We start from the raw sequence: 20,858 nt of genomic DNA, 5'->3' as shown, positions 1-20,858 counted from the left end.
GGGCGTCAGGTGCTCTTCGGCTTACGGGTCGACTCGCGGCCCAGGATGCCGAACGCCCACCGCTCGTTGAATCCGGCGACGAACCCGATGGCGCACCAGAAGCCCCAGAAGTCCGTGCCCTTGGCGGCCGAACCGGGGCTCCCCGCGGACGGGCAGATCTCGGCGGCGGTGGCCGGGACCTCGAAGACGGGCACCAGACCGCCGCTGAGCAGGAAGTACACCGCCAGCGCGAGTATCCAGCCGACGAACACCCGGTAGACGCCCTCGTGACGCATGCTGCGGGCCATCTGTCCCGGCACGATCAGCCCGTCCCTGGAACTGTTCTGACGCTTCGTCAACTGCTCGGCGTTGCCCCGCAGCCGGACCAGCACGCTGAGCACCGCGCCGAACGCGCCGACGCCGCCGCACACGAACGCGCCCAGTAAATGCCAGCGGTTGGTGCAGTTGAGGGTGACGCCGAGCGCCTGGAGTATGCCGACCCCCCACAGCAGCGGCACCACGAGCAGCACCAGGCTGGCGGCGGCGCCCAGCGTCAGACCGACGTTGAGGCCCCGGCTGACGGCGGTCGCGCTGTCCTGCGCGAGCCGTCCCCGCAGATCGGCGATCTCCTCGTCGAGGTACTCGATGAGATGCTCGTTCGGCTTGACGTCGTCCATCCGCGGATCGCTCAGCGCGTTCCCGAGGACCCGCTGCACGGTGACCCGCGCCGCGACCCGGGTGTTGCGCTCGAAGGCGCGCTGCGAGGCGCCGTGCAGGAGCTGTAGCTGAAGCTGCTGTTCGGGATACTGATCGCTGAACTTCGCGTACGCCGGGCCGAGTCCGGCCGGCACCGTATCGGTCAGTCCCTCGGGATGCAGCTCGGTGTCCGCCCCCTCGACCGACTCACGCATTCCCTGCCACCACGTGCTGTGGAGGCGTCCCCCGTCGACCGTCATGAGGTACCTGTACCGCCTGCGGGCGACGGCCGGGAAGGCGGCGCGCCGCACCAGTACGGTGACGGTTGTCACGGGCGCGTCACTTCAGCCGGTCATGACTTCAGGCCGTCACCTCGGGTCATCACTTCAGCAGGCCCTTGTCCTGGCGATAGGCCGGGGCCACGTCGCTCGCCAACCGCCGCCAGCTGTCGACCTGTTCGTTGAGCGAGGCGAGGTCGGCGGTGGTGAGGACGCGTTGAGGCAGCCGAGGTCCCGGCTCACCCGCTCACTACCCGCACGGGCGTGGTTGACGACCGGGACGATGTAGTCGGCGTTCTGGAGACTCCTGTCGTCGCCGAGCAGGACCGGGCCGAACTCGTCCAGGGTGGCGTTTCTTGACGCCGAGGAGCAGGACGTCGGCGACGATCGCGATCAGCACGCACAGCACGGACGGGGAGAGCACCTGTGCCTTGAAGTAGGTGTTCATTCCCGCGTAGATGAGGTTGCCGAGCCCGCCGAAGTCGACGATCGCGCCGACCGTGGCCAGGGAGACCGCGGAGACAGCTCCATTGCATCGGGTGGGCCACCGGCTCTGCGCATTGTGGTGACCCGTCCGGGGTGAGCCCGAGGACACGGGTGTGCCTGAGTACACCCCTCGATACGGGTTCTGCGCCCAATGTGCCGTGCCCGCCGTCTCCGTAACTTCGTGGTCGGGGCGCAGGGAGTGCCCGATCGGGGAGTGATGACGATGTTTCGCACAGGCTCGGAAGCGCACGACACGGGACCCGCCACGGAGGCACTCCGGCTGGTCAAGGTCACCAAGACCTATGGGTCCGACGACAGTGCGGTGACCGCTCTGCGCGAGGTGACGCTGGGCCTCGGGAGCGGCACCTTCACCGCGGTGATGGGTCCGTCGGGCTCCGGCAAGACCACGCTGCTGCACTGCGCGGCGGGTCTGGAGCGGCCGGACAGCGGGATCGTCCGGGTGGACGGCGCCGAGCTGACGGACGGTGACGAGACGGCGCTGACGAAGTTCCGGCGCGGCCGGATCGGGTTCGTGTTCCAGCAGTACAACCTGCTGGAGACGCTGACCGTCGCGCAGAACACGGTGCTGCCGCTGAGGCTCGCCGGGCGGCGGGTGGACCGGCGGCGGACCCGGGAGGTGCTGGCCTCGGTCGGTCTCGGCGACCGGCTCGGGCACCGGCCGCACCAGCTCTCCGGCGGCCAGCGTCAGCGCGTGGCCATCGCGCGGGCGCTGGTCGCCGAGCCCCGGGTGATCTTCGCGGACGAGCCGACGGGCGCACTGGACACCGGCAGCGCCCGGGGTGTGCTCACGCTGCTCCAGCAGACGGTGCGGGTGCATGGGCGGACCGTGGTGATGGTGACGCACGACCCGGTCGCCGCCTCCTACGCGGACTCCGTGCTGTTCCTGGCGGACGGCCGGCTCGCGGGCCGGATGGACGCGCCGACGCCGGACGCGGTGGCCGAGCGCCTCGCCCATCTCGGCGACTCCGTGGCGAAGGAGGTGTGAGCGATGTTCCTGCTGGCGATGCGGTCGATCCGGCAGCGGCCCGGACGGTTCCTGGCGACACTGCTGGCCGCGTTCCTGGGCGCGGCGATCATCATGACGTTCAACTCGCTGCACGACACGGCGGCTCAGGACGGCGTCGACTCCACGAGCGCGGAGACCCTGACCACGGCGGCAAGCGTCGTCGGCGGCTACGGCACGCTGCTGGTGTTCTTCGCCGTGGCCTCGACGCTGACGGTCAACGTCCGTCAGCGGGCGGCCGAGCTGGAGCTGCTGCGCTGCGCGGGGGCGACCCCGGCGCAGCTCAAGCGGATGGTCGTGGGTGAGGCCGTGGCGGTGGCGCTGATGGGGGCCGTGCTGGCGATAGGCCCGGCGATGCTCGGCGGGCGGTGGCTGCTGGACGTCTTCCAGGACAGCGGTCAGGTGGCGGATTCCGTCGACCACTCCTTCGGCACCATCGCGTTCATGACGGGCGTCGACATCACCCTCCTGGCGTCGGCGGGCGCCGCGTTCCTCGCCGTGCGGCGGGCGACGCGCGGGGCCCGGCGGCACGGCAGGGCGCGGACGTTCCTCACGTACGGTGCGCTCGCGGTCGGCGCCCTCGCGGTGTGCTCCACCTTCGCCTTCTCGGCGACGGACGAGGCGCTGATGGCTCCGCCGGCCTATGGGGCGATCCTGCTGTCGGTCGGGTTCGCGCTGATGGCGCCGCGGCTGCTCACGGGAGTGCTGGACCGGTTGGAGCTGAGCGGTGCCAGCGGCTGGCTGGCGGTGCGGAACCTGCGGCAGCGGATCGGCGAGCTGGCCGGGACCCTGATGTCGCTGATCCTCTTCACGGCCGTCTCCACGGCCACGCTCACCATGCAGGCCGTGGAGAGCGACGCCCTCGCGGCCTCGGGCGCGGTGAAGTCGGTCGACGCCAAGAACCTGGAGACGCTCAACTTCACGGTCGTCGGCATCATCGTGGTCTTCGTCTGCGTGATGCTGGTCAACTCGCTCTACGCGGCCACCACTTACCGCTCCCGCGAGTTCGGCCAGCAGCGGCTGGCGGGAGCGACACCCGGTCAGGTGCTGGGCGTGGTGGGCGCCGAGGGGCTGATCCTGACGCTGACCGGGGTGGCGTTCGGCGTGGTGGCGGCGCTGGCGGGCATCGTCCCGTTCACCGTCGTCCGCACCGACGAGGTGCTGCCGGGCGAGGTGTACGGCATCGGCGCGGCGATGGCTCTCATCGGCGCGGCGGCGACACTGGGCACGAGCCTGGTGACGGCGCGGCGGGTGCTGCGGACTCCGGCGGTGGGGGCGGTCGCGGTGGCGTGAGGTGCCCGGTGGGGGGCGGTCGCGGTGGCGCGAGACACCTGGTGGGGGGCGGTCGCTTCGGCGGCCGCCCCCTTGCTGCGTTCCAGTGGCTACTTCATCCCAGCCGCGTCCATCAGCGCCGTCACCGTCGCGGTCGTCAGTCCGTCCAGCCTCTCGATCCCGGCTCCGGCGCGGGCGCTCGCCCCGTCGAAGACCAGCATGAGCTGGCGGGCGAGCAGCTCCGGGTCCCGGGCGCCGCCCTCTTCGGCCCGGGTACGGAAGGTCTCCTGAAGGCGCTCCTTGACCGAGCGGGCGACCACGCTCGCCGGATGCCCGGGGTCCTTCAGCTCGACCAGCGCCGCCAGGAATGGGCAGCCGTGATAGCCGGGCTCGGTCGAGGCCCGCTCCATCTGCCCGAAGAGGCCCAGGATCCACTCCCGGGGCGTGCCGGCGTCCTCGTCGGCGGGCCGCAGCTGAGCGTCGTACACCGGGATCCGGCGCTCCAGACTCGCCGCGAGGACCTCGTCCTTACTGGCGAAGAGCTGGTACATCGAGCGCTTGGAGACTCCAGCGGAGCGGCACAGCGCCTCGACGCCGATGGAGACGCCGTCGCGGTAGAAGAGCTCGGCGGCCGCGTCGAGGAGCCGGTCCTTGGTGGACGCCTTGTCTGTGGCCATAGGGCGAGGCTATCGCGACACGAGAGCGATCGGAAACCGATCGGTATCCGATCATGTCCGGGTCCGTTCCTGGTCACTTTCCACGTGACATGAGCGGTGAACAAGCGCTTAGATAGGTGCCAGCACCTGCCCCGGAGGCTGACCTGGAGGCCCCGTTGTTCACATCCGTCGACGACGTCGCCGCGCGGCTGGCCGAGACCGGCTACCTCGCCTCGCCCGCGGTCGCCACGACCGTCTTCCTCGCCGACCGGCTCGGCAAGCCGCTGCTGGTCGAGGGCCCCGCCGGGGTCGGCAAGACGGAGCTGGCCAAGGCGGTCGCCGAGGTCGCCGGGGCCCGGCTGGTCCGCCTCCAGTGCTACGAAGGCGTCGACGAGTCCCGCGCGCTGTACGAGTGGAACCACGCCAAGCAGTTGCTGCGGATCAGCGCGGGCCGCGACGAGACCTGGGACGAGACCCGCACGGACATCTTCAGCGAGGAGTTCCTGCTCCCCCGTCCGCTGCTCACGGCGATCCGCGGCGACGACCCGAAGGTGCTGCTGATCGACGAGACCGACAAGGCGGACGTCGAGGTCGAGGGCCTGCTGCTGGAGGTGCTCAGCGACTTCCAGGTCACGGTCCCCGAACTCGGCACCGTCACGGCCACCCGCCGCCCCTTCGTCGTCCTCACCTCCAACGCCAGCCGCGAACTGTCCGAGGCGCTGCGCCGCCGCTGCCTCTTCCTGCACATCGGCTTCCCCGACGAGGAGTTGGAGCGCCGGATCGTCCGCCTCAAGGTCCCCGGGCTCGACGAGGCGCTGGCCCGCTCGGTGGTCCGGGTGGTGGGCGCGCTGCGCGCCATGGACCTGCGCAAGCTCCCTTCGGTCGCCGAGACCATCGACTGGGCGCGCACCCTGCTCGCGCTCGGCGCCGACACCCTGGACGAGACGGTCGTACGGGACAGTCTCGGCGTACTCCTCAAGCACCAGGAAGACGTCCTCAAGGCCACCGCGAAGCTCGATCTGGACGCCCTGTGACCACGCCCGCCGGGGTCGCCGAGCGGCTGACGTCGCTGGTCGCGGCGCTGCGCACGCACGGCATCCGGATCGGCACCGGTGAGACCGTGGACGCGGCCGAGGCGGTGGCGGCGCTCGGGCTCACGGACCGGGAGCTGCTGCGGGAGGGGCTGGCGGCGACCTTGTTGCACGGTCCGGCTCAACGGCCGGTGTTCGACACGGTCTTCGACCTGTACTTCCCGCGGGGCGTCGGCGCGCCGGAAGGGGAGACGGCGGGGCGGGACGAGCTGCGGGACCGGCTGGCGTCGGCACTCGCCGCCAACGACCAAGCGCTGCTGGGCCGGTTGGCAGTGGAGGCGGTCGACGGATTCGGCGGCTACGGCTCCTCCCCCGGCTCGGACGGCTGGTCGTCGTACCAGGCGCTCGACCGGATCCGGCCGCAGACGCTGCTGGCCCGGGTCCGCGACGACATCCGGGCGCGGGGCGGGAGTTCGGGGTTCACCGACCGGCTGCTGGAGGACGAGATCCGGCAGCGCATCGAGGCGTTCCGGACCCTGGTGACCGCGGAGGCGCGACGCCGGGTGGCGGAGCGGCGCGGCCGGGACGAGATCGCCCGGCGGGCGGTGGCCCCGACCGCCGACCGGGTCGACTTCCTGTTCGCCGGCAAGGCCCAACTCACCGAGCTGCGCAGGGCGGTTCAGCCCCTCGCCCGCAAGCTCGCCACCCGCCTCGCGGCCCGCCGGCGCCGCGCCGCGCGGGGCTCGATCGATCTACGGCGGACCCTGCGCGGTTCGCTGTCGACGGGCGGGGTGCCGATGAAGCCGGTGCTGCGCAGACGGCGGCCGGTCCGGCCCGAACTGGTGCTGCTGTGCGATGTGTCGGGCTCGGTGTCCGGCTTCTCGGACTTCACCATGCTGCTGGTGCAGGCGCTGCACGACCAGTTCAGCAAGGTTCGGGTGTTCGCCTTCGTCAACCGCGTCGACGAGGTCACGGGCCTCCTCGTGCACGGCAGGGCCGACCCGCAGGGCCTCGGCGCCCACATCCAGGCGGAGGCCACCCTCACGGGCTGGCACGGCAGCAGCGACTACGGCGTGGCGCTGGGCGAGTTCGCCGAGCGGTACGGCGCCGCGGTCGGCCCCCGCACCACGGTGTTCGTGCTCGGCGACGCGCGTACCAACATGAGCGACCCGAACCTCGCGGCCGTCCGGCAGTTCACCGAACGGGCGCGCCGCGTCTACTGGTTGAACCCCGAGCAGGCGTCCAGTTGGGGCACGGGCGACTCGGCCGCGCCCGAATACGCCGAGCTGGTCGAGATGCACGAGTGCCGCAACGCCCGCCAGCTCAGCGACCTGGTGGCCCGGCTGCTGCCGGTGTGATCAACCGCGCTCTGCTGGTGTGATCAGGCCGCGAGCTGCGGGTACAGCGCGGCGACGTCGGCGGCGAGACCGGCCTTGACCTGCCTGCTGACGTCGTCGGCGAGCACCTCGTAGGCGCCGGCCTCGATACCGTCGAGGGCCTGGGCCGCGACGCTCTCGGGCGTGGACTTCGGCTCGTTGATGTTCGCCGTCATGTCCGTGTCGACGAAACCGACATGAAGGCCGGTGACCTCGATGCCGCGGGGCTTCAGGTCCAGGCGCAGGGAGTTGGTCTGCGACCACAGGGCGGCCTTGGACGCGCTGTAGGAGCCGGCGATGCCGAGCCAGGACAGCACGGAGTGGACATTGAGAATGTGGCCGCCGCCGTTGCGCTCGATGACAGGGACGAAGGCGCGGGTGACCAGGAGCGGTCCGTAGAAGTTCGTCTCGAACTCGCGGCGCACCTCGTCGACGGAGGAGTCGAGGAAGTTCGCGTTCACGCTGGCGCCCGCGTTGTTGATCAGCAGGGTGACATCCTGCGCCTGTTCGGCGGCGGCCGCGACGGACGCCGGGTCGCCGACCTCCAGTGCCAGCGGCACGGCCTCGGGGTGGGTGACGGTCCGCGGGTCCCGGGCGGTGGCGTACACCTTCTTCGCGCCCCGCTCGTACAGGGCGGCGACCAGCGCCCGGCCAATGCCGCGGCTGCCGCCGGTGACCAGGGCGACGGAACCTTCGATGGTGGTCATGGGATTCTCCCGGCTCGCTTCAGATCTTGGAAACCGATCGGTTTCCATTGCTCGGACACCACCGTAAACCGATCGGTTTCCCGCTTGCAAGGCCAGGGTCGTCCCCCACAGAAAGTTCAGGGTTCGTCCCTGATGCCCTGACCTGGCGGGCTGCCTAGTCTCGAAAGTGCGAAGGGCTCGGAGCGGGCTCGAAGGGGGAGGCCATGAAGGCAGTGACGCAGGACCGCTACGGCTCGGCGGACGCGCTGGCGTTCCAGGAGGTCCAGCGGCCGGAGCCGGGTCCCGGTGAGGTGCTGGTGCGGGTCCACGCGGCGTCCGTGAACGCCTACGACTGGCATTTCCTGCACGGCGACCCGAAGGTGGCGCGCCCGATGATGGGATGGCGCGGCCCGAAGGCGCGGATCAGGGGCCGGGATTTCGCGGGCGTGGTGGAGGCGGTGGGCGGTGGGGTCGCCGATCTGAAGCCCGGGGACGAGGTGTTCGGCGAGGCCGACGGCGCTTTCGCGGAGTATGTGTGCGCGCCGGACGACTCGGTGGGCCCGAAGCCCGCCAACCTCACCTTCGAGCAGGCCGCCGCGATACCCCTGGCGGGGAACACCGCGCTGATCGGCGTCCGGGACGTCGCCGCGGTGCAGCCGGGGCAGACCCTCCTGGTCAACGGGGCCTCGGGCGGCGTCGGCACCTTCGCGGTACAACTCGGCAAGGCATACGGCGCCGAGGTGACCGCCGTGTGCAGCGCGCGCAACACGGACCTGGCCCGCTCGCTCGGCGCGGACCGCGTCATCGACTACGCCCGTGAGGACTTCACCCGTGCGGGCCGGCGTTACGACGTGGTGCTGGATCTCGTCGGCAACCACTCACTGACGGCGTTCCGGCGCGCGCTCACCCCGTCCGGCACGCTGGTGCTGTCCGGCGGCGGGGTGTACGAGGGCGGCAGCCTCCTGGGACCCATGGGGCTGTTCCTGAAACGGCGGCTGATGGCGCCCTTCGCGCGTCAGCGGCTGCTCGAACTCCCGGCTCACCAGAGCAAGAAGAACCTGGCGGCCCTGCGGGAACTCGCCGAGTCCGGGCGCATAGCCCCGGTCGTCGAGCGAACGTACCCCCTGAGCGAGGCGGCCGAGGCCATCCGGTACCTGGAGGTGGAGCACGCGCGCGCCAAGGTCGTCATCACCGTGTGACGCGACGGCGCCTTTGCCACTCCTACTTCTTCGCGAACTCCCTCGCTGTCTGACCCTGGAAGTCGTACAGCACGACCTGTTCGTCGCCCACGACCCAGGCGTCATGCCCCGGCGAGATGACGAAGACGTCGCCAGGCCCTACTTCGACCTCGCCGCCCTCATCCATAGTGATGTGCATGCGGCCCTGAACCACGTATCCGTTGTGGTGCATCTGACAGCTCTTGGTGCCCGCGATCGGGCCCACGGACTCGGACCAGCGCCAGCCGGGCTCCATGGTCCCGATGGCGAAGTCCAGATCCGTCATGTGGACGGCTTCGAGGTGGCCACGAGGGAAATCACGCCGCTCGTCCGGCTTGTCGAGCGTCTTCACTTCCAGCACCATGACGCGCTCCCTTCCGGCCGCGGTGCGCCGCGGCCGGGACCGGTCGCCCGGCGGCCCTGTACACCGCCGTCGCTGACCGAGCCCCTACCACTCCATCGTCCGCCCGGCCACCCGGTGCCGCCATTCGACGGACGCCCGCTCAGGGCGCCGTCCCGCAGAGTTCGGCGAACCGCCCGGCATCGACGTTGCCCCCGGAGACGATCACTCCGACACGGGACGGGAGGCGCTCGATCCTGCCGGTCAGCAGGGCCGCCAGGGGGGTGGCGCCGCTCGGTTCGACGACGATCTTCAGCCGATCGAAGGCGAACCGCATCGCCTGCCGGATCTCGTCCTCGCCGACCAGGGCGATGGCGTCGACGAGCCGTCGGTTGACGGAGAAGGTGAGTTCGCCGGGGGTGTGCAGGGCCTGGCCGTCGGCAATGGTCTTCGGCACCGGGATCTCGATGCGCCGTCCCGCTTCGAGCGAGCGCTTGGTGTCGTCCCCGGCCTCGGGCTCGACGCCGATCAGCCGCAGCCCGGGGTACAGCCCCTTGGCGACGGTGCCGCACCCGGCGATGAGCCCACCGCCGCCGACCGGCGCCAGCAGGGCGTCCAACTCGCCGACCTCTTCGAGGAGTTCCAGCGCGGCCGTGCCCTGTCCGGCCATGACATGGGGGTGTTCGTAGGGCGGGATGAGAGCGAGTCCGCGCTCCGTGGCGAGGGCCTCGGCGATGGCCTCGCGGTCGCCGGTGTAGCGGTCGTAGGTGACGATCTCGGCGCCGTAGCCCTCCGTCGCGCGCCGCTTGGACGGCGGGGCGTCCTCGGGCATGACGATCACGGCGGTGGTGCCGAGTTCGCGGGCGGCGAGGGCGACGGCCTGGGCGTGGTTGCCGGAGGAGTAGGCGGCGATGCCGCGGGCGAGTTGTTCCGGCGTCAGGCGGGAGGCCGCGTTGTAGGCGCCGCGGAACTTGAAGGCGCCGACGCGCTGGAAGTTCTCGCACTTGAGGAAGACCTCGGCGCCGACGAGTCCGTCGAGCGTGCGGGAGCGCAGAACGGGGGTGCGATGGGCGACGCCCCTGAGGCGGGTGGCCGCGTCGCGGACGTCGTCGAGCGTGAGGGGCGGGGTGGTCGTCACGCTTCTCCTCCATCGGAGTCGGGAGTCGGGCCGGTCGTGGCGCGTGCCTGGGCGAGGTAGTTGTAGGCGGAGGCGCGGGAGATGCCGAGCCGGGCGGCGACCTGTTCGACCGCGCGCCGGACGGCGAACACACCCCGCCCGTCCAGACCACGGAACAGCTCCAGGCGCTGGGCGCGGTCCAGTTCCGCCCAGCCGCGGTTCTGGCGGAGCTGGTGGGCGTCGAGGATGGCGTCGACGACGGAGTCGATGTCGTTGCCGAAGGCGGTGACCGGCGCCTCGGTGGGGGCCGGGCCGACGCCGGCGAGGGCGCCGAGCAGGGCGTGGGCCTCGTTGACGGCGGTGACGTCCAGGTTGACGCAGAGGGCACCGAAGACCTCGCCCCGGGAGTCCCGTAGCACCATGGTGGACGCCTTGACCAGTTTGCCGGTCCGGGTCCGGGTGACGTAGTTCAGATCGTCGTCCGCCTCGGCGCCGCGGGACACGATCCGCATGCCGATCTCGCTCATCGCCCCGCCGACGGCCCGCCCGGTCACCGAACCGGCGACCGCGACGACGGACCGCTCCGGCCGCCGGTAGTCGTGCAGGACCACTTCGCACAGCGGCCCGAAGGTCGCCACGAGCCCGTCGACGACCGGGGCCAGGGCCGCGATGATCGCGTCCCGCTCGGAATCCAGGGTCTGCTGTGCATGCTCGACATTCACATCTCTAGACTACACATCCAGCTCCTATACAAGCAGTCCAATCCGTCGACCCCCACAGCAAGCCGGGAAATCGCTTTCACGGCGCTCGATGTTACCGGTAACATCAATGCCCGTCGCTTCCGTGAACGAACGAGAGGTGCGTGCCGTGCTGTTGCGGGACAGACAGGTCTTCAGCCCCACCGCGGTCGTCGCCTCCTGCGCCGGATTCGTCCTCCTGGGCGTGCTCCAGGCGCTGTACGGACCGGCCGTCCCCGCCTTCCGCGAGGAGTTCGGACTGAGCCCGTCCGGGGCGGGGCTCGGGCTCAGCGCCCACTTCGTCGGCGGGGTGGCCGGGGTGCTGCTCTTCGACCGCGCCTTCGGCCGCATCGGCAACCGGCGGATCCTCGGCGCGTCGTTCCTGCTCATGGCCGTCGGCGCGGCGGGGTTCGCGCTGGCGCCGGTCTGGCCGCTGGCGCTGGTCATGGCGCTGCTGGCCGGTCTGGGCTTCGGAGGCGTCGACTACGGCCTCAACCAGCTCTTCGCGGTCGGCTTCGGCCGGCGTTCCACGACCATGCTCAACATCCTCAACGCGCACTTCGGCATCGGCGCGATCCTCGGCCCGGTGCTCATCGGCCTGGTCGGTGCCGACCGCTATCGGGCGGTGTTCCTGGCCTTCGCCCTGGCCGGCCTGCCACTGCTGCTGTGCCTGAGGGGCGTCAGCGACCAGGCTCCCGCGCCGACCGGCACCGAGGCGGAACCGGGCGGCAGCCGGGTCCTCGCCCGCAGCCTGGGATCGGTGCTGGCCGTCTTCATCGCCCTGTATGTGCTGCACGTCGGGATCGAGGCGGGCGTGGGCGGCTGGGAGCCGACGCACCTTGAGGCCGTCGGCTACGGCGCCGGGCTCGCCGCCACCGCGACCTCCCTGTACTGGCTGATGCTGACGGTGGGCCGGTTCCTCGTGGCCCCGCTCGCCCTGCGCTTCTCGCCCCAGGCCATCATCACGGTCTCCTGCGCGGGCATGACGGTGTGTCTGCTGCTCGCCTCGGTCCCGGCATTCGCCCCGTACGCCTACGCCGGTGTCGGCCTGTTCATCGCGCCGATCTTCCCGACCGGCCTGCCCTGGCTGCACCGCGCCGCCCCGCGCGCCCGCCGGGCCGGGGCCGTGGTCATCGCCGCCTCGATGGCCGGCGGTGTCGTAGCGGGCCCGGCGCTGGGCAAGGCGATCGAATGGTCCGGCGTCCGCACCGTCCCGCTGCTGCTGGGCGCCATCTCGGCGCTCTGCCTGGCCGCGACGCTCTGGCTGGTCCACGCCACCAGGTCCCCCTCCCCCGGCGCCGCCACCGAGCCCTCACCCACACCTGGCCCCCACCCACACCCCGACCTCGGCCCGGAGTACCACTCATGACGCACCGCCTGCGCGTTCCCGCGCCCTCCGCTCCCCCGCTGACCGGGCATCTGCCCTTCACCGACGCGCCGGGCGTGCCCGACCCGATCGAGGTCACCAGCCGCTGGTTCACCCGCGGCGGCCGCCCCTGGTTCCCGGTCTCCGGTGAGTTCCACTACTCCCGCTGTCCGGCGACGAGTTGGGAGGAGGAGCTGCTGAAGATGAAGGCGGGCGGGGTGACCGCGGTGGCCAGTTACCTCATCTGGATCCACCACGAGGAGATCGAGGGCCGGATCCGCTTCGACGGCGACCGGGACCTGCGCCGGTTCGCCGAGCTGTGCGCGATGCACGGCCTGGACTTCATCCCCCGCATCGGCCCCTGGAGCCACGCCGAGGTCCGCAACGGCGGTCTGCCCGACTGGCTGTCGGCCCGCGACTGTGTGCCCCGCACCGACGACCCCGCCTATCTGGAGCCCGTACGCGCCTGGTTCGCGGCCGTCGCGGAGCAACTGCGGGGCCTGGAACGGGCGAACGGCGGCCCGATCATCGCGATCCAGATCGAGAACGAGCTCTACGACCGGCCCGGCCACCTCCGCACCCTCAAGCGCATCGCCCAGGACGCCGGGCTGAGCGCGCCGCTGTGGACATCGACCGCGTGGGGCGGGGTCCAGCTTCCGCCCGACGAGCTGCTCCCGTTGTACGGCGGCTATCCGGAGACCTTCTGGACGGAGTGGGACGGCGGCTGGCCCGACACCTGCCGCAAGCACTTCTTCTTCACCGACCAGCGCGACGACGAGGGTATCGGCGCCGACCTGCGGCCCGTCACCGTACGCGGCGGCGCGCCGGCCCCGACGGACCGATTCCCCTGGGCGACCTGCGAGTTGGGCGGCGGGATGGCGGTGGCGTATCACCGTCGGCCTCGGGTGGAGGCCGCCGACATCGGGGCGCTGGGCCTGACGAAGATCGGCTGCGGTTCGGTCTGGCAGGGCTACTACATGTTCCACGGCGGCACGAACCCCTCCGGCGAGCTGACCACCCTCCAGGAGTCCCACGCCACCAACTACCCCAATGATCTGCCCCAGCTGACGTACGACTTCCAGGCACCGCTGGGCGAGTACGGCCAGTACCGGCCCTCGTACCACGAACTGCGCCTCCAGCATCTGATGCTGGCGGACTTCGGGCACCTCATCGCGCCCATGGAAGCGGTGCTGCCGGAGCGGCAGCCGACGGGCCAGCACGACCGGGGAACCCTGCGCTGGACGGTCCGCAGCGACGGCTCCTCGGGCTTCCTGTTCGTCAACAACCACCAGCCGCACGAACCACTGCCGGACCACCCGGACACGGCCTTCGGCATCGAGCTCCCGGGCGGCTCGCTGACTTTCCCCACCACTGCGGTGACCGTCCCCTCCGGTGCCTACTTCTGCTGGCCGCTGCGCCTCGACGTGGCGGGGCTGCGGCTGGAGTGGGCCACCGCGCAGCCCGTGTGCACGGTCCGGGCCGACGGACGTACGGTCCTGGTGCTGGCCGCCACCGACGGCATCAACCCCGAACTCGCCCTGGACGCAGGCACGGTGACCTCCGTCGGCACCCCGTCCGGCGAGGTCACCCGCGCCGACGGCCGCGTCCTGGTGACCGGTCTGCGGCCCGGCACCGACGCGCTGGTGGATGTGGAGACGGCGGACGGCGGACGGGTCGGCCTGCTGGTCCTCGACGCCGTGACCGCCCGGGGTGCCTACCGGGGCGAGGTCCGGGGCGCCGAGCGGCTCGTTCTCTGCGCGGACGGCGTCGTCTTCGACCGGGGCGAGGTCCGCGTGCACAGCCCGGCACGTCGGCCCTCGTTCGCCGTACTGCCTGCTCCCGAGCGGGATCCGGCGGGCTGGAGCGCGGCGGCGGACGGGGTGTTCCGGCGGTACACGCTCGGCTCGGCCCCCACCCCCGCCGTACGCCTGCGGCAGGTGCGCGCCGCCGGACCGGCGCCCGAGCCGGTGACGGGGGTGCTGGGCCGGGCCAGCATGCCCGCGGACAAGCACTTCGAGGCCCTGGCCGCCGAGTACCGCGTCGAGGTGCCCGAGGATCTTCCGGTGGGGACCGTGCTGCGGCTGACGTGGACGGGGGACGTGGGCCGGGCGTACGCGGGCGAGCGGCTCGTCGCCGATCAGTTCTTCTCGGGCCGGGTGTGGGACATCGGCGCGGACCGGCTGGAGCCAGGGGAGCTGCGGCTGCGGGTGCTGCCCCTGCACGCGGACGCTCCGGTGCATCTGCCGGGGAGGGCGGCCGAGGACGCGCGGACGGCGGCGGTCACCCGGGCCGAGTGGGTGATCACACGGTCCTGGACGGTGCCGGTCGACTGATCGGCGCCCCGCCTATGCTGTGGTCCCGACCGGGCGGGAGCGACCGCCGTGCCGATGCCGACGCCGAGGACACCGCGACCATGAGCCCGAGCCCCGCCAGTTCGTCCGTTCCCCGGGGGCGCAGCAAGCGGGCCTTCGCGGGTTCGCGTCCGGTGATGGGTGATGTGGCCCGGCTGGCGGGGGTGTCCAAGCAGACGGTCTCCCGGGTGCTGAACGAGCATCCGTCCGTACGGCCGGAGACGCGGGAGGCGGTCGTCGAGGCGATGCGCGCCCTCGGCTACCGGCCGAGCCGCAGCGCCCGTTCACTGGCCAGCGGGCGGACCCGGATGCTCGGTGTGATCTCCTTCGACGCCGCCCGCTACGGCCCGGCGTCCATCCTCACCGCCATCAACACGGCGGCGCAGGAGGCCGGTTACCTGGTCAGCTCGATCGCGCTGGACACGGCGGACCCCGCCACGGTGACCGAGGCCGTGGACCGGCTGTCGGCGGAGGGCGCGGACGGGGTGATCGCCATCGCCCCGCAGGCCTGGGTGGGCAGGGCGCTGGCGGAGACCCGGCTCGACACACCGCTGGTGGTGCTGGAGACCGGCCCGGAGGCCGACACGCTGATGGTCACCGGCGACTCCCGTACCGGCGCCCGGCTGGCCACCGAGCACCTGCTGGGCCTCGGGCACGCCACCGTCCGGCACATCGCGGGCCCCACCGGCTGGAGTTCGGCCGATCGGCGCCTGGAGAGCTGGCGGGCGTGTCTGCTGGAGCACGGGGCCGAGGTCCCCGAACCGCTCGTCGGTGACTGGAGCGCGGACTCGGGCTACGAGCTGGGCCATGAGCTGGCCCGGCGCCCGGACGTGACGGCGGTGTTCGCCTCCAACGACCAGATGGCCCTGGGCCTGCTGCACGCGCTGCACGAGTCCGGGCGCACGGTACCGGGCGAGGTCAGCGTGGTCGGCTACGACGACATTCCCGAGGCGGCGCATCTGCTGCCCCCGCTGACGACGGTGCGCACGGACTTCGCCGAGATCGGCACCCGGTCGCTGCGTCTGCTGCTGGACCGGATCGACGGGTACGAAGGTCCGCCGCGCGTCGAGTCGTTGGTGCCCGTGGAACTCGTGGTGCGCAGGAGCAGCGGCCCGGCGCGTTCGTAGTGCCTCAGGGGCGCGCGGAGTGAATCCGTGAACCCTGCATGCGCCCCCGGTGGCGCGGGGAGAATGCGGTACGCGTTTGAACGGTGTCCATCGGGAAAGCAGGCCGCTCCGTGTTGTTGCATCTGCCCACGTCCGTGTCCGAGGTCCAACAGCACGCAGCCGAGGGGGCGTTGCCGATCGGCGGTGCGACGCTCGTGTGGGCGACGTTCCAGCGCGACGGCTTCCCCGAGCGGGCCATGTCGTTGCGCAACCTCCCGGAGGCCAATGTCCTCGGCCCGGAGACGCTGGGCTCGGCGGTGGTCCTGCACCGCATCGACGACCGCGTCCCGGAGGTCCTGCGCCGGGCGGCCTCGACGATAGGCACCGGCGCGGTGCGCCGAGCCGCCACGGTCGGCGGCAACATAGTCGGCAGCACCCTGCGCTGCCTCCTGCCCGCCGCCCAGGTCCTGAACGCCCGCGCCACGGTCCTCGACGCGGCGGGCGTCTACGAAACCGACCTCACCGAACTCCTGGCAAAGCGCCCGACCCTGCTCAGCCTCACCTGGCAACCCCCCCTGGCAAGCGGCTATTTCAAGGAAGACGCCGAGCCCGGCGGCCCGCCGCCCTTCGTCATCGCCACCGCGGTACACGCCGACTCCGCCGGCACGAGGCAACTGCGCGTGGCGGTGCGCGACGGCTACGAGTTCCTCACGGCGAACACGGCTTACGACGCCGGCGTGGAGGAGGTCCTGCAGGCGGTGGAGGGCACGGATATCGGCGCACTCTCCGCGGACGCGCGAGACCTGGTCCGGCATCAGATCACGGACGTACTCTCGCGCGCCGCCGACCAATGAGTCAGCGGCTCAGGGCTCGTCCGGCTCCATTCGCCGCCGTATCTCGGCACGCTGCTGCCCCGCCTCCCGCAGTTCGGGCTCGCAGTCGGGAAGTCGTCGGTACAGGGTGAGTGCATCGTCCGTGGCGGCCAGCGCGTCTTCGTGGCGACCGACTGCCGACAGGTCGTAGCCGAGATTGACGAGGCACTCGGCCAGGTCGAATTCGTGGTCCGTACCCTCGGCCGCCACGAGCTGCCGACGGAGCGACACCACTTCTACGGTGGCGGCCAGAGCCTCGTGATATCGCTCCGCTTTCGTGCAGAGGTAGCTGAGGTTGGTCAGTGACCGAGCGAGATCCGACGCATGGGCGGGACCCGTCAGGGTTCGTTGAGCGCTAACAGCCTCCTCGGCAAGAGCGACGGCTTCCTCCCAGCGTCCGACAGCCGACAGATAGTGGGCCACATTGGCGAGCGCCTCGGCCAGGCCGTCGTCCGGCACAGGGAAATCGCCGGGGCCGGCCTCGGCCAGCCGACGGTGAATCAGGAGTGCCTCCTGCGACGCCGCCAGAGCGTCCCTGGGGCGATCCACTGTCGACAGGTCGATGGCGAGGTTGGAAAGGACTTCGGCCATGTCGGGCTCGTACGCGGCGGGGTCGGCCGTCGCCAGCCGCCGATAGTGGGAGAGGGCTTCTTCTGTGGCGAGCAGGGCCTCCTCGTCGCGCCCCTGCTGCGAAAGGAGGTAGCTGAAGGTGACGAGTGAGTCGGCGAGGCCGGACGCAGGTTCGGCCGGAGTCACCCCCGCGAGCGTCCGTTGGATCTCCACGGCCTCGGCAGCGGCGGCCAGTGCCTCTTCCGCACGGCCTGCCGCGGAGAGAACCCGGCTCAGATGGGAGTGGGCGACAGCAAGGGCAGGCCGCTGAGCACCAGGGTTGGCTTCCGCAAGCGGCCGGTAGAGGCTCAACGCCTCCTCGACGGCTGCCAGGGCCTCCTCATGACGGCCGAAGTCCGACAGGTCTCGGCTGAGGTTGATCAACGCACGGGCCAGATCGGCCGCGTAAAGGGTCGGGGTGGCTTCCCTCAGGTCGCGAAAGAGTGCGACGGATTCCTCGGCGGCCGACAGCGCCGCTTCATCACGGCCCAGATCGGACAGGAACTTACTGAGATTGGAAAGCGAGAAAGCCACATAGTACCGATGAACGGCAGGGATGAGCTCGGCCAGCTCTCGATGAAGCGCGAGCGCCTCCTCCGCCGCGGCCACGGCCTCCGCGGCACGTCCCAGATCCGATTGACACTTGCTGAGATTGAAGAGCGAGACCGCGAGAAGGGGTGTGAAGGCAGTAGGGTCCGCGTCCACCAGCGGCCGGTAGACGGCCAGTGCCTCTTCGACAGCAACGAGGGCGTCCTCCCTGCGGCCCGCCATCGACAAGTACGAGCTGAGGTTGGACAGCGCCCGGGCCAGGTCAGGGGCATGAGCAGCGAAGTTGGTCGCCGCCTGACGCCGGTAGACAGCGACTGCTTCCTCCGTGGCGGCGAGGGCCTCCGCATGTCGGCCGAGCTCGGACAGTTGCTTGCCGAGGTTGGTGAGCAGAAGCGCGAGGTCGGGTTCATGGGCGGCCGGATTGGTGCCCGATCTCCGGTAGAGAGCGAGTGCCTCCTCCGTGGCCGCGAGGGCTTCCTCGTGACGCCCCAGCTCCGACAGGTCCTTGCCGAGGTTGATGAGTGCGCGCGCGAGGCTCAGCTGCAGGCTGGGGTACGTCTCGGCCAGTGCCCGAAAGCAGCCGACACCCTCCTCGATGAGCGGCAGAGCCTCCCGGTATCGGCCCAGGGTGGACATGTGGCCGCCGCATTCGACGAGCGCCGCGGCCAGATTTTCCTGATAGGCGTCAGGGTCGACGTCCGCCACCACTCTGAAGAGAGAGACGGCCTCCTCACATGCGGCCAGAGCCTCTTGGAAACGGCCGACCGCCGAAAGATGGAGCGCCAGCCCGTACAGAGAGTTGGCCAAGCCGGGACGGTACCCCGGATCGATCCGTACGACGTGGCGCCAGGCGCGCAGCGCGTCCACGGCGGCCACGAGCGCCTCCGCCCGCAGCCCGGCGTAATGAAGGCGCCGGGCCAGGTGATCGCGTACCCGTCCGTGCTCCGCCGGATCCCGGGTCGCACCGAGTCGATGATGAGCCAGCCGGTACACGACCGTCGCGATGCCGATGTCCAGGTCCGTGTGGCGTTCCGCGGGCAGGCAGGGCTCGATCGCCTCCAGGACCGCCGGATCGATGCCGTCCAGGTTGGCCAGCGCCGCAAGGGCCGCGCCGCCCGCCCGCAGGGCCAGTTCAGGATGGCTCGTGAGCAGGGGGTAGAGCTGACCGGTCGCGATGTGCGGCCAGCGACGGGCGGTCTCGATCAGCACGATCAGGGCCTCGCGAGTCCAGGGAACCGGCTGGGCGGGGGCGGCGAGGAGACGCTCGGCCGCGTGCTGGGCCCAGTCGTCGGTGACGGCGTCCGGTACGGGATGGTCCTCGGCGGGGATGGTCAGCCCCAGGAAGTCCTCGCCGAGGCGGTCGGGGTAGAGCGGTTCGAGGACGCTGTCCCGGCGGGCCGAGGGATAGCAGTATTGGTGATCATCGAGGAGGGTGTTGGCCGCTTCGGTGGAGTCGGCTAGCCCCACGTGACGTAAGGCGGTCCAGCCGTGCTGCCGGGCCAATGGCCGGGTGAGGGTGGCCGTCAGGACGGTCCGGCCCATGGCGATCGGTGTGGTGCCCAGGGGGTGGGACTCCCGCTCGTGCAGGGCTGACCAGTGGGCGCGCTCGCGCTTGAGGAGGTACAGGGAGGCCCGGGCGGGATCCCTGGGGGCTTGGTCGCCGTGGATCCGGGCGTCGACCGCGGCCAGGGCGGCCATGTGGATGGTCAGGACCTGGGCATAGTCGTCATCGATGTCCAGCTCGGCCGGTGGACTGATCGACACCGCTTGGTCGCGGGGCAGCCCGAGGTGTTCGGCGAAGCGGTCACGAGCCTGCTCGAAGAGCTGGCCGGCGCCCCGAACGGTGGCGGCCAGCGGCAACAGCGGTCGAGCGTCCGCCCGGGCATCGAGTTCGTCGTCGAGCCACGTCGCCAGGCTGTCCCACCAGGTCCCCGCCGGCCGGGCGAGCAGCAGCACCCGCACGGGGAAGCCGCCCCGGTACAGCAGCGGTTCACGCAGCAGCCTGCGCAGGTCGGGTACGGGCCAGCGCTCGGCGTAGTCGACCACCAGCAGTACCCCGCGCGCGGTGGGCCCGGGGGCGGTGGTGTCGAGGGGATCCGCGCCGGCCTCGTTGACGGACGCCTGCCAGACCGACCACTGTGCCCGGCGGCTGAGTTCGGCGAAGTGTGCCGCCAGCCGCGTCTTGCCCTGTCCTCCGGGGCCGTGCGTCAGACGTACGGCCAGGCGCTCCGCCGGGTCGTCGCGCCACTGTGCCAGTTCGTTCAGTTCCGGGCTGCGCCCCGTGAAGGACACCACCTGGTGTCCTGCCCGCAGGAGCCGGGAGGGCTGCTCGGCGAGGTCCCGATGCCGAATCCGGCGGGGCGCCGCGGGGAAGTCCTCGATCCGGTACGCGGGCTGCCACTGGTAGACGAACCGGTTGTACTGGACGTTGCCCGTACCGCTCTGGAAGGGGGCGGGGCCGTGGAAGACATGGCCCGGCCCTCCGCTGCCGGACGGCGTCGCCGCGGGGCTGGTCATGCCGGCGGGCCGAAGCGATTGTCCTGCCTGTTGCCATCGCCGACTTGGAACGCGGTGTTCCCGTGGAACGTGTTGTGGTGCACCCCCTCTCCCCCGGCCGACCTACGGCCGGTCTCTTCGAGCAGGGCCCGCAGCTCCTGCGCCGCGCGTTCCCGCTCACCGTCTCCGAGGCTCTCCAACAGCGCCTCGATACGGGCCTGCCAGGCCGCCTCCTGACGCACTCTCACCTGCGTCGCCTCGCCGTCATCGAGGGTCGCGAGATCGTCGGCGCTGCGATCCAGCCGTTCCAGTTCCCTGCTCTCCGACTCGGCGTTCCCGCGCCCGAACCAGCGCGCCAGCCGGGACCGCAGCCCCTCCCACGCATCCGTTCCCGCGGCCTGAACCACCGCCGCACCACCCGCCGCCGCCAGTGCCACCAAGGTCTCCGCGAGCATCGCGCCCCCTTGCTCACGCACGTCCCGTACCAATTCGCCTCAGACCGTAGCGACTTACCGGCGCGGACAACACTGCGCGTTCAGGCAAATACGTTCAGCGACACGCGGCTCGTACGTTCCACTCCGTACGTGTCCCGGCCAACGCTACAGCGGCGTCAG

At 71.3% G+C, this 20,858-nt stretch carries 17 protein-coding genes and 2 pseudogenes; 9 read left to right on the top strand and 10 right to left on the bottom strand.

The window, feature by feature from the left end; genetic code table 11:
• Positions 1 to 5: 5 nt before the first annotated feature.
• The 3 genes and pseudogenes from STRCI_RS36540 to STRCI_RS43595 form a co-directional block, all read right to left on the bottom strand.
• On the bottom strand, positions 6 to 1,007 hold the full coding sequence (locus STRCI_RS36540; RefSeq protein WP_269663275.1) for a hypothetical protein: 1,002 nt from the start codon (positions 1,005 to 1,007) through the stop codon (positions 6 to 8).
• A 49-nt stretch (positions 1,008 to 1,056) separates the two neighbouring features.
• Positions 1,057 to 1,319 (bottom strand): annotated as a pseudogene (locus STRCI_RS36535) (ABC transporter substrate-binding protein); the annotation flags it as partial.
• Positions 1,306 to 1,476, bottom strand: a pseudogene (locus STRCI_RS43595) (ABC transporter permease); the annotation flags it as partial. The pseudogenes STRCI_RS43595 and STRCI_RS36535, both read right to left, overlap by 14 nt.
• Before the next feature lie 186 nt (positions 1,477 to 1,662).
• Here STRCI_RS43595 and STRCI_RS36530 point away from each other — a divergent pair.
• Together STRCI_RS36530 and STRCI_RS36525 are read left to right on the top strand one after the other, a co-directional pair.
• Entirely contained in the window at positions 1,663 to 2,445 is a 783-nt protein-coding gene (locus STRCI_RS36530; RefSeq protein ID WP_269664736.1) for an ABC transporter ATP-binding protein, read from the top strand.
• Between the two features lie 3 nt (positions 2,446 to 2,448).
• Positions 2,449 to 3,756, top strand: a complete 1,308-nt coding sequence (locus tag STRCI_RS36525) for an ABC transporter permease (protein ID WP_269663274.1) — start codon at positions 2,449 to 2,451, stop codon at positions 3,754 to 3,756.
• Positions 3,757 to 3,845: 89 nt separating this feature from the next.
• On the opposite strand, the gene STRCI_RS36520 is transcribed toward STRCI_RS36525, so the two are convergent.
• Positions 3,846 to 4,412, bottom strand: coding sequence for a TetR/AcrR family transcriptional regulator (locus tag STRCI_RS36520; RefSeq protein ID WP_269663273.1), 567 nt, complete (start codon positions 4,410 to 4,412; stop codon positions 3,846 to 3,848).
• A gap of 155 nt (positions 4,413 to 4,567) precedes the next feature.
• Between STRCI_RS36520 and STRCI_RS36515 the strand changes: the two genes are divergently transcribed.
• Both STRCI_RS36515 and STRCI_RS36510 read left to right on the top strand, forming a co-directional pair.
• Positions 4,568 to 5,425 carry an AAA family ATPase gene (locus STRCI_RS36515; RefSeq protein ID WP_269663272.1) on the top strand — a complete coding sequence of 286 codons (858 nt, stop codon included), beginning with the start codon at positions 4,568 to 4,570 and terminating at the stop codon, positions 5,423 to 5,425.
• Positions 5,422 to 6,780 carry a vWA domain-containing protein gene (locus tag STRCI_RS36510; RefSeq protein WP_269663271.1) on the top strand — a complete coding sequence of 453 codons (1,359 nt, stop codon included), beginning with the start codon at positions 5,422 to 5,424 and terminating at the stop codon, positions 6,778 to 6,780. Before STRCI_RS36515 ends, STRCI_RS36510 begins: the two co-directional genes overlap by 4 nt.
• A gap of 23 nt (positions 6,781 to 6,803) precedes the next feature.
• Here the strand turns inward: STRCI_RS36510 and STRCI_RS36505 are convergent, their stop codons facing one another.
• The gene (locus STRCI_RS36505; protein ID WP_269663270.1) at positions 6,804 to 7,505 is read right to left on the bottom strand and encodes an SDR family oxidoreductase; all 702 of its coding nucleotides are present in this window, start codon (positions 7,503 to 7,505) and stop codon (positions 6,804 to 6,806) included.
• Between the two features lie 203 nt (positions 7,506 to 7,708).
• Between STRCI_RS36505 and STRCI_RS36500 the strand changes: the two genes are divergently transcribed.
• Positions 7,709 to 8,683: an NAD(P)-dependent alcohol dehydrogenase gene (locus STRCI_RS36500; RefSeq protein WP_269663269.1), complete on the top strand. Its 975-nt coding sequence runs from the start codon at positions 7,709 to 7,711 to the stop codon at positions 8,681 to 8,683.
• A gap of 22 nt (positions 8,684 to 8,705) precedes the next feature.
• On the opposite strand, the gene STRCI_RS36495 is transcribed toward STRCI_RS36500, so the two are convergent.
• From STRCI_RS36495 to STRCI_RS36485, 3 genes are all read right to left on the bottom strand, one after another.
• Complete coding sequence (locus STRCI_RS36495) at positions 8,706 to 9,062, bottom strand: cupin domain-containing protein (protein WP_269664735.1); 357 nt, start codon at positions 9,060 to 9,062, stop codon at positions 8,706 to 8,708.
• Positions 9,063 to 9,204: 142 nt separating this feature from the next.
• A complete protein-coding gene (locus STRCI_RS36490) occupies positions 9,205 to 10,179 on the bottom strand; it encodes a pyridoxal-phosphate dependent enzyme (RefSeq protein ID WP_269663268.1) in 975 nt (324 codons plus the stop codon).
• Complete coding sequence (locus tag STRCI_RS36485; RefSeq protein ID WP_269663267.1) at positions 10,176 to 10,880, bottom strand: helix-turn-helix transcriptional regulator; 705 nt, start codon at positions 10,878 to 10,880, stop codon at positions 10,176 to 10,178. Before STRCI_RS36485 ends, STRCI_RS36490 begins: the two co-directional genes overlap by 4 nt.
• A 106-nt stretch (positions 10,881 to 10,986) precedes the next feature.
• On the opposite strand from STRCI_RS36485, the gene STRCI_RS36480 reads away from it, so the two are divergent.
• The 4 genes from STRCI_RS36480 (at position 10,987) to STRCI_RS36465 (ending at position 16,572) form a co-directional block, all read left to right on the top strand.
• Positions 10,987 to 12,264, top strand: a complete 1,278-nt coding sequence (locus STRCI_RS36480; protein WP_418953405.1) for an MFS transporter — start codon at positions 10,987 to 10,989, stop codon at positions 12,262 to 12,264.
• Entirely contained in the window at positions 12,261 to 14,594 is a 2,334-nt protein-coding gene (locus tag STRCI_RS36475) for a beta-galactosidase (RefSeq protein WP_269663265.1), read from the top strand. The genes STRCI_RS36480 and STRCI_RS36475 overlap by 4 nt, the downstream gene beginning before the upstream one ends.
• 80 nt (positions 14,595 to 14,674) lie before the next feature.
• Complete coding sequence (locus STRCI_RS36470) at positions 14,675 to 15,739, top strand: LacI family DNA-binding transcriptional regulator (RefSeq protein ID WP_269663264.1); 1,065 nt, start codon at positions 14,675 to 14,677, stop codon at positions 15,737 to 15,739.
• 110 nt (positions 15,740 to 15,849) lie between these two features.
• Entirely contained in the window at positions 15,850 to 16,572 is a 723-nt protein-coding gene (locus tag STRCI_RS36465; RefSeq protein ID WP_269663263.1) for an FAD binding domain-containing protein, read from the top strand.
• A gap of 9 nt (positions 16,573 to 16,581) precedes the next feature.
• Here STRCI_RS36465 and STRCI_RS36460 read toward each other — a convergent pair whose 3' ends face one another.
• Entirely contained in the window at positions 16,582 to 20,265 is a 3,684-nt protein-coding gene (locus STRCI_RS36460) for a tetratricopeptide repeat protein (RefSeq protein ID WP_269663262.1), read from the bottom strand.
• Positions 20,262 to 20,699, bottom strand: a complete 438-nt coding sequence (locus STRCI_RS36455) for a hypothetical protein (protein ID WP_269663261.1) — start codon at positions 20,697 to 20,699, stop codon at positions 20,262 to 20,264. Before STRCI_RS36455 ends, STRCI_RS36460 begins: the two co-directional genes overlap by 4 nt.
• Between the last annotated feature and the right edge of the window lie 159 nt (positions 20,700 to 20,858).

This window comes from Streptomyces cinnabarinus, assembly GCF_027270315.1.
Taxonomy (GTDB): domain Bacteria; phylum Actinomycetota; class Actinomycetes; order Streptomycetales; family Streptomycetaceae; genus Streptomyces; species Streptomyces cinnabarinus.
The sequence above is the reverse complement of the archived record's forward strand: the minus strand, read 5'-3'. Positions and strand labels throughout refer to the sequence as shown.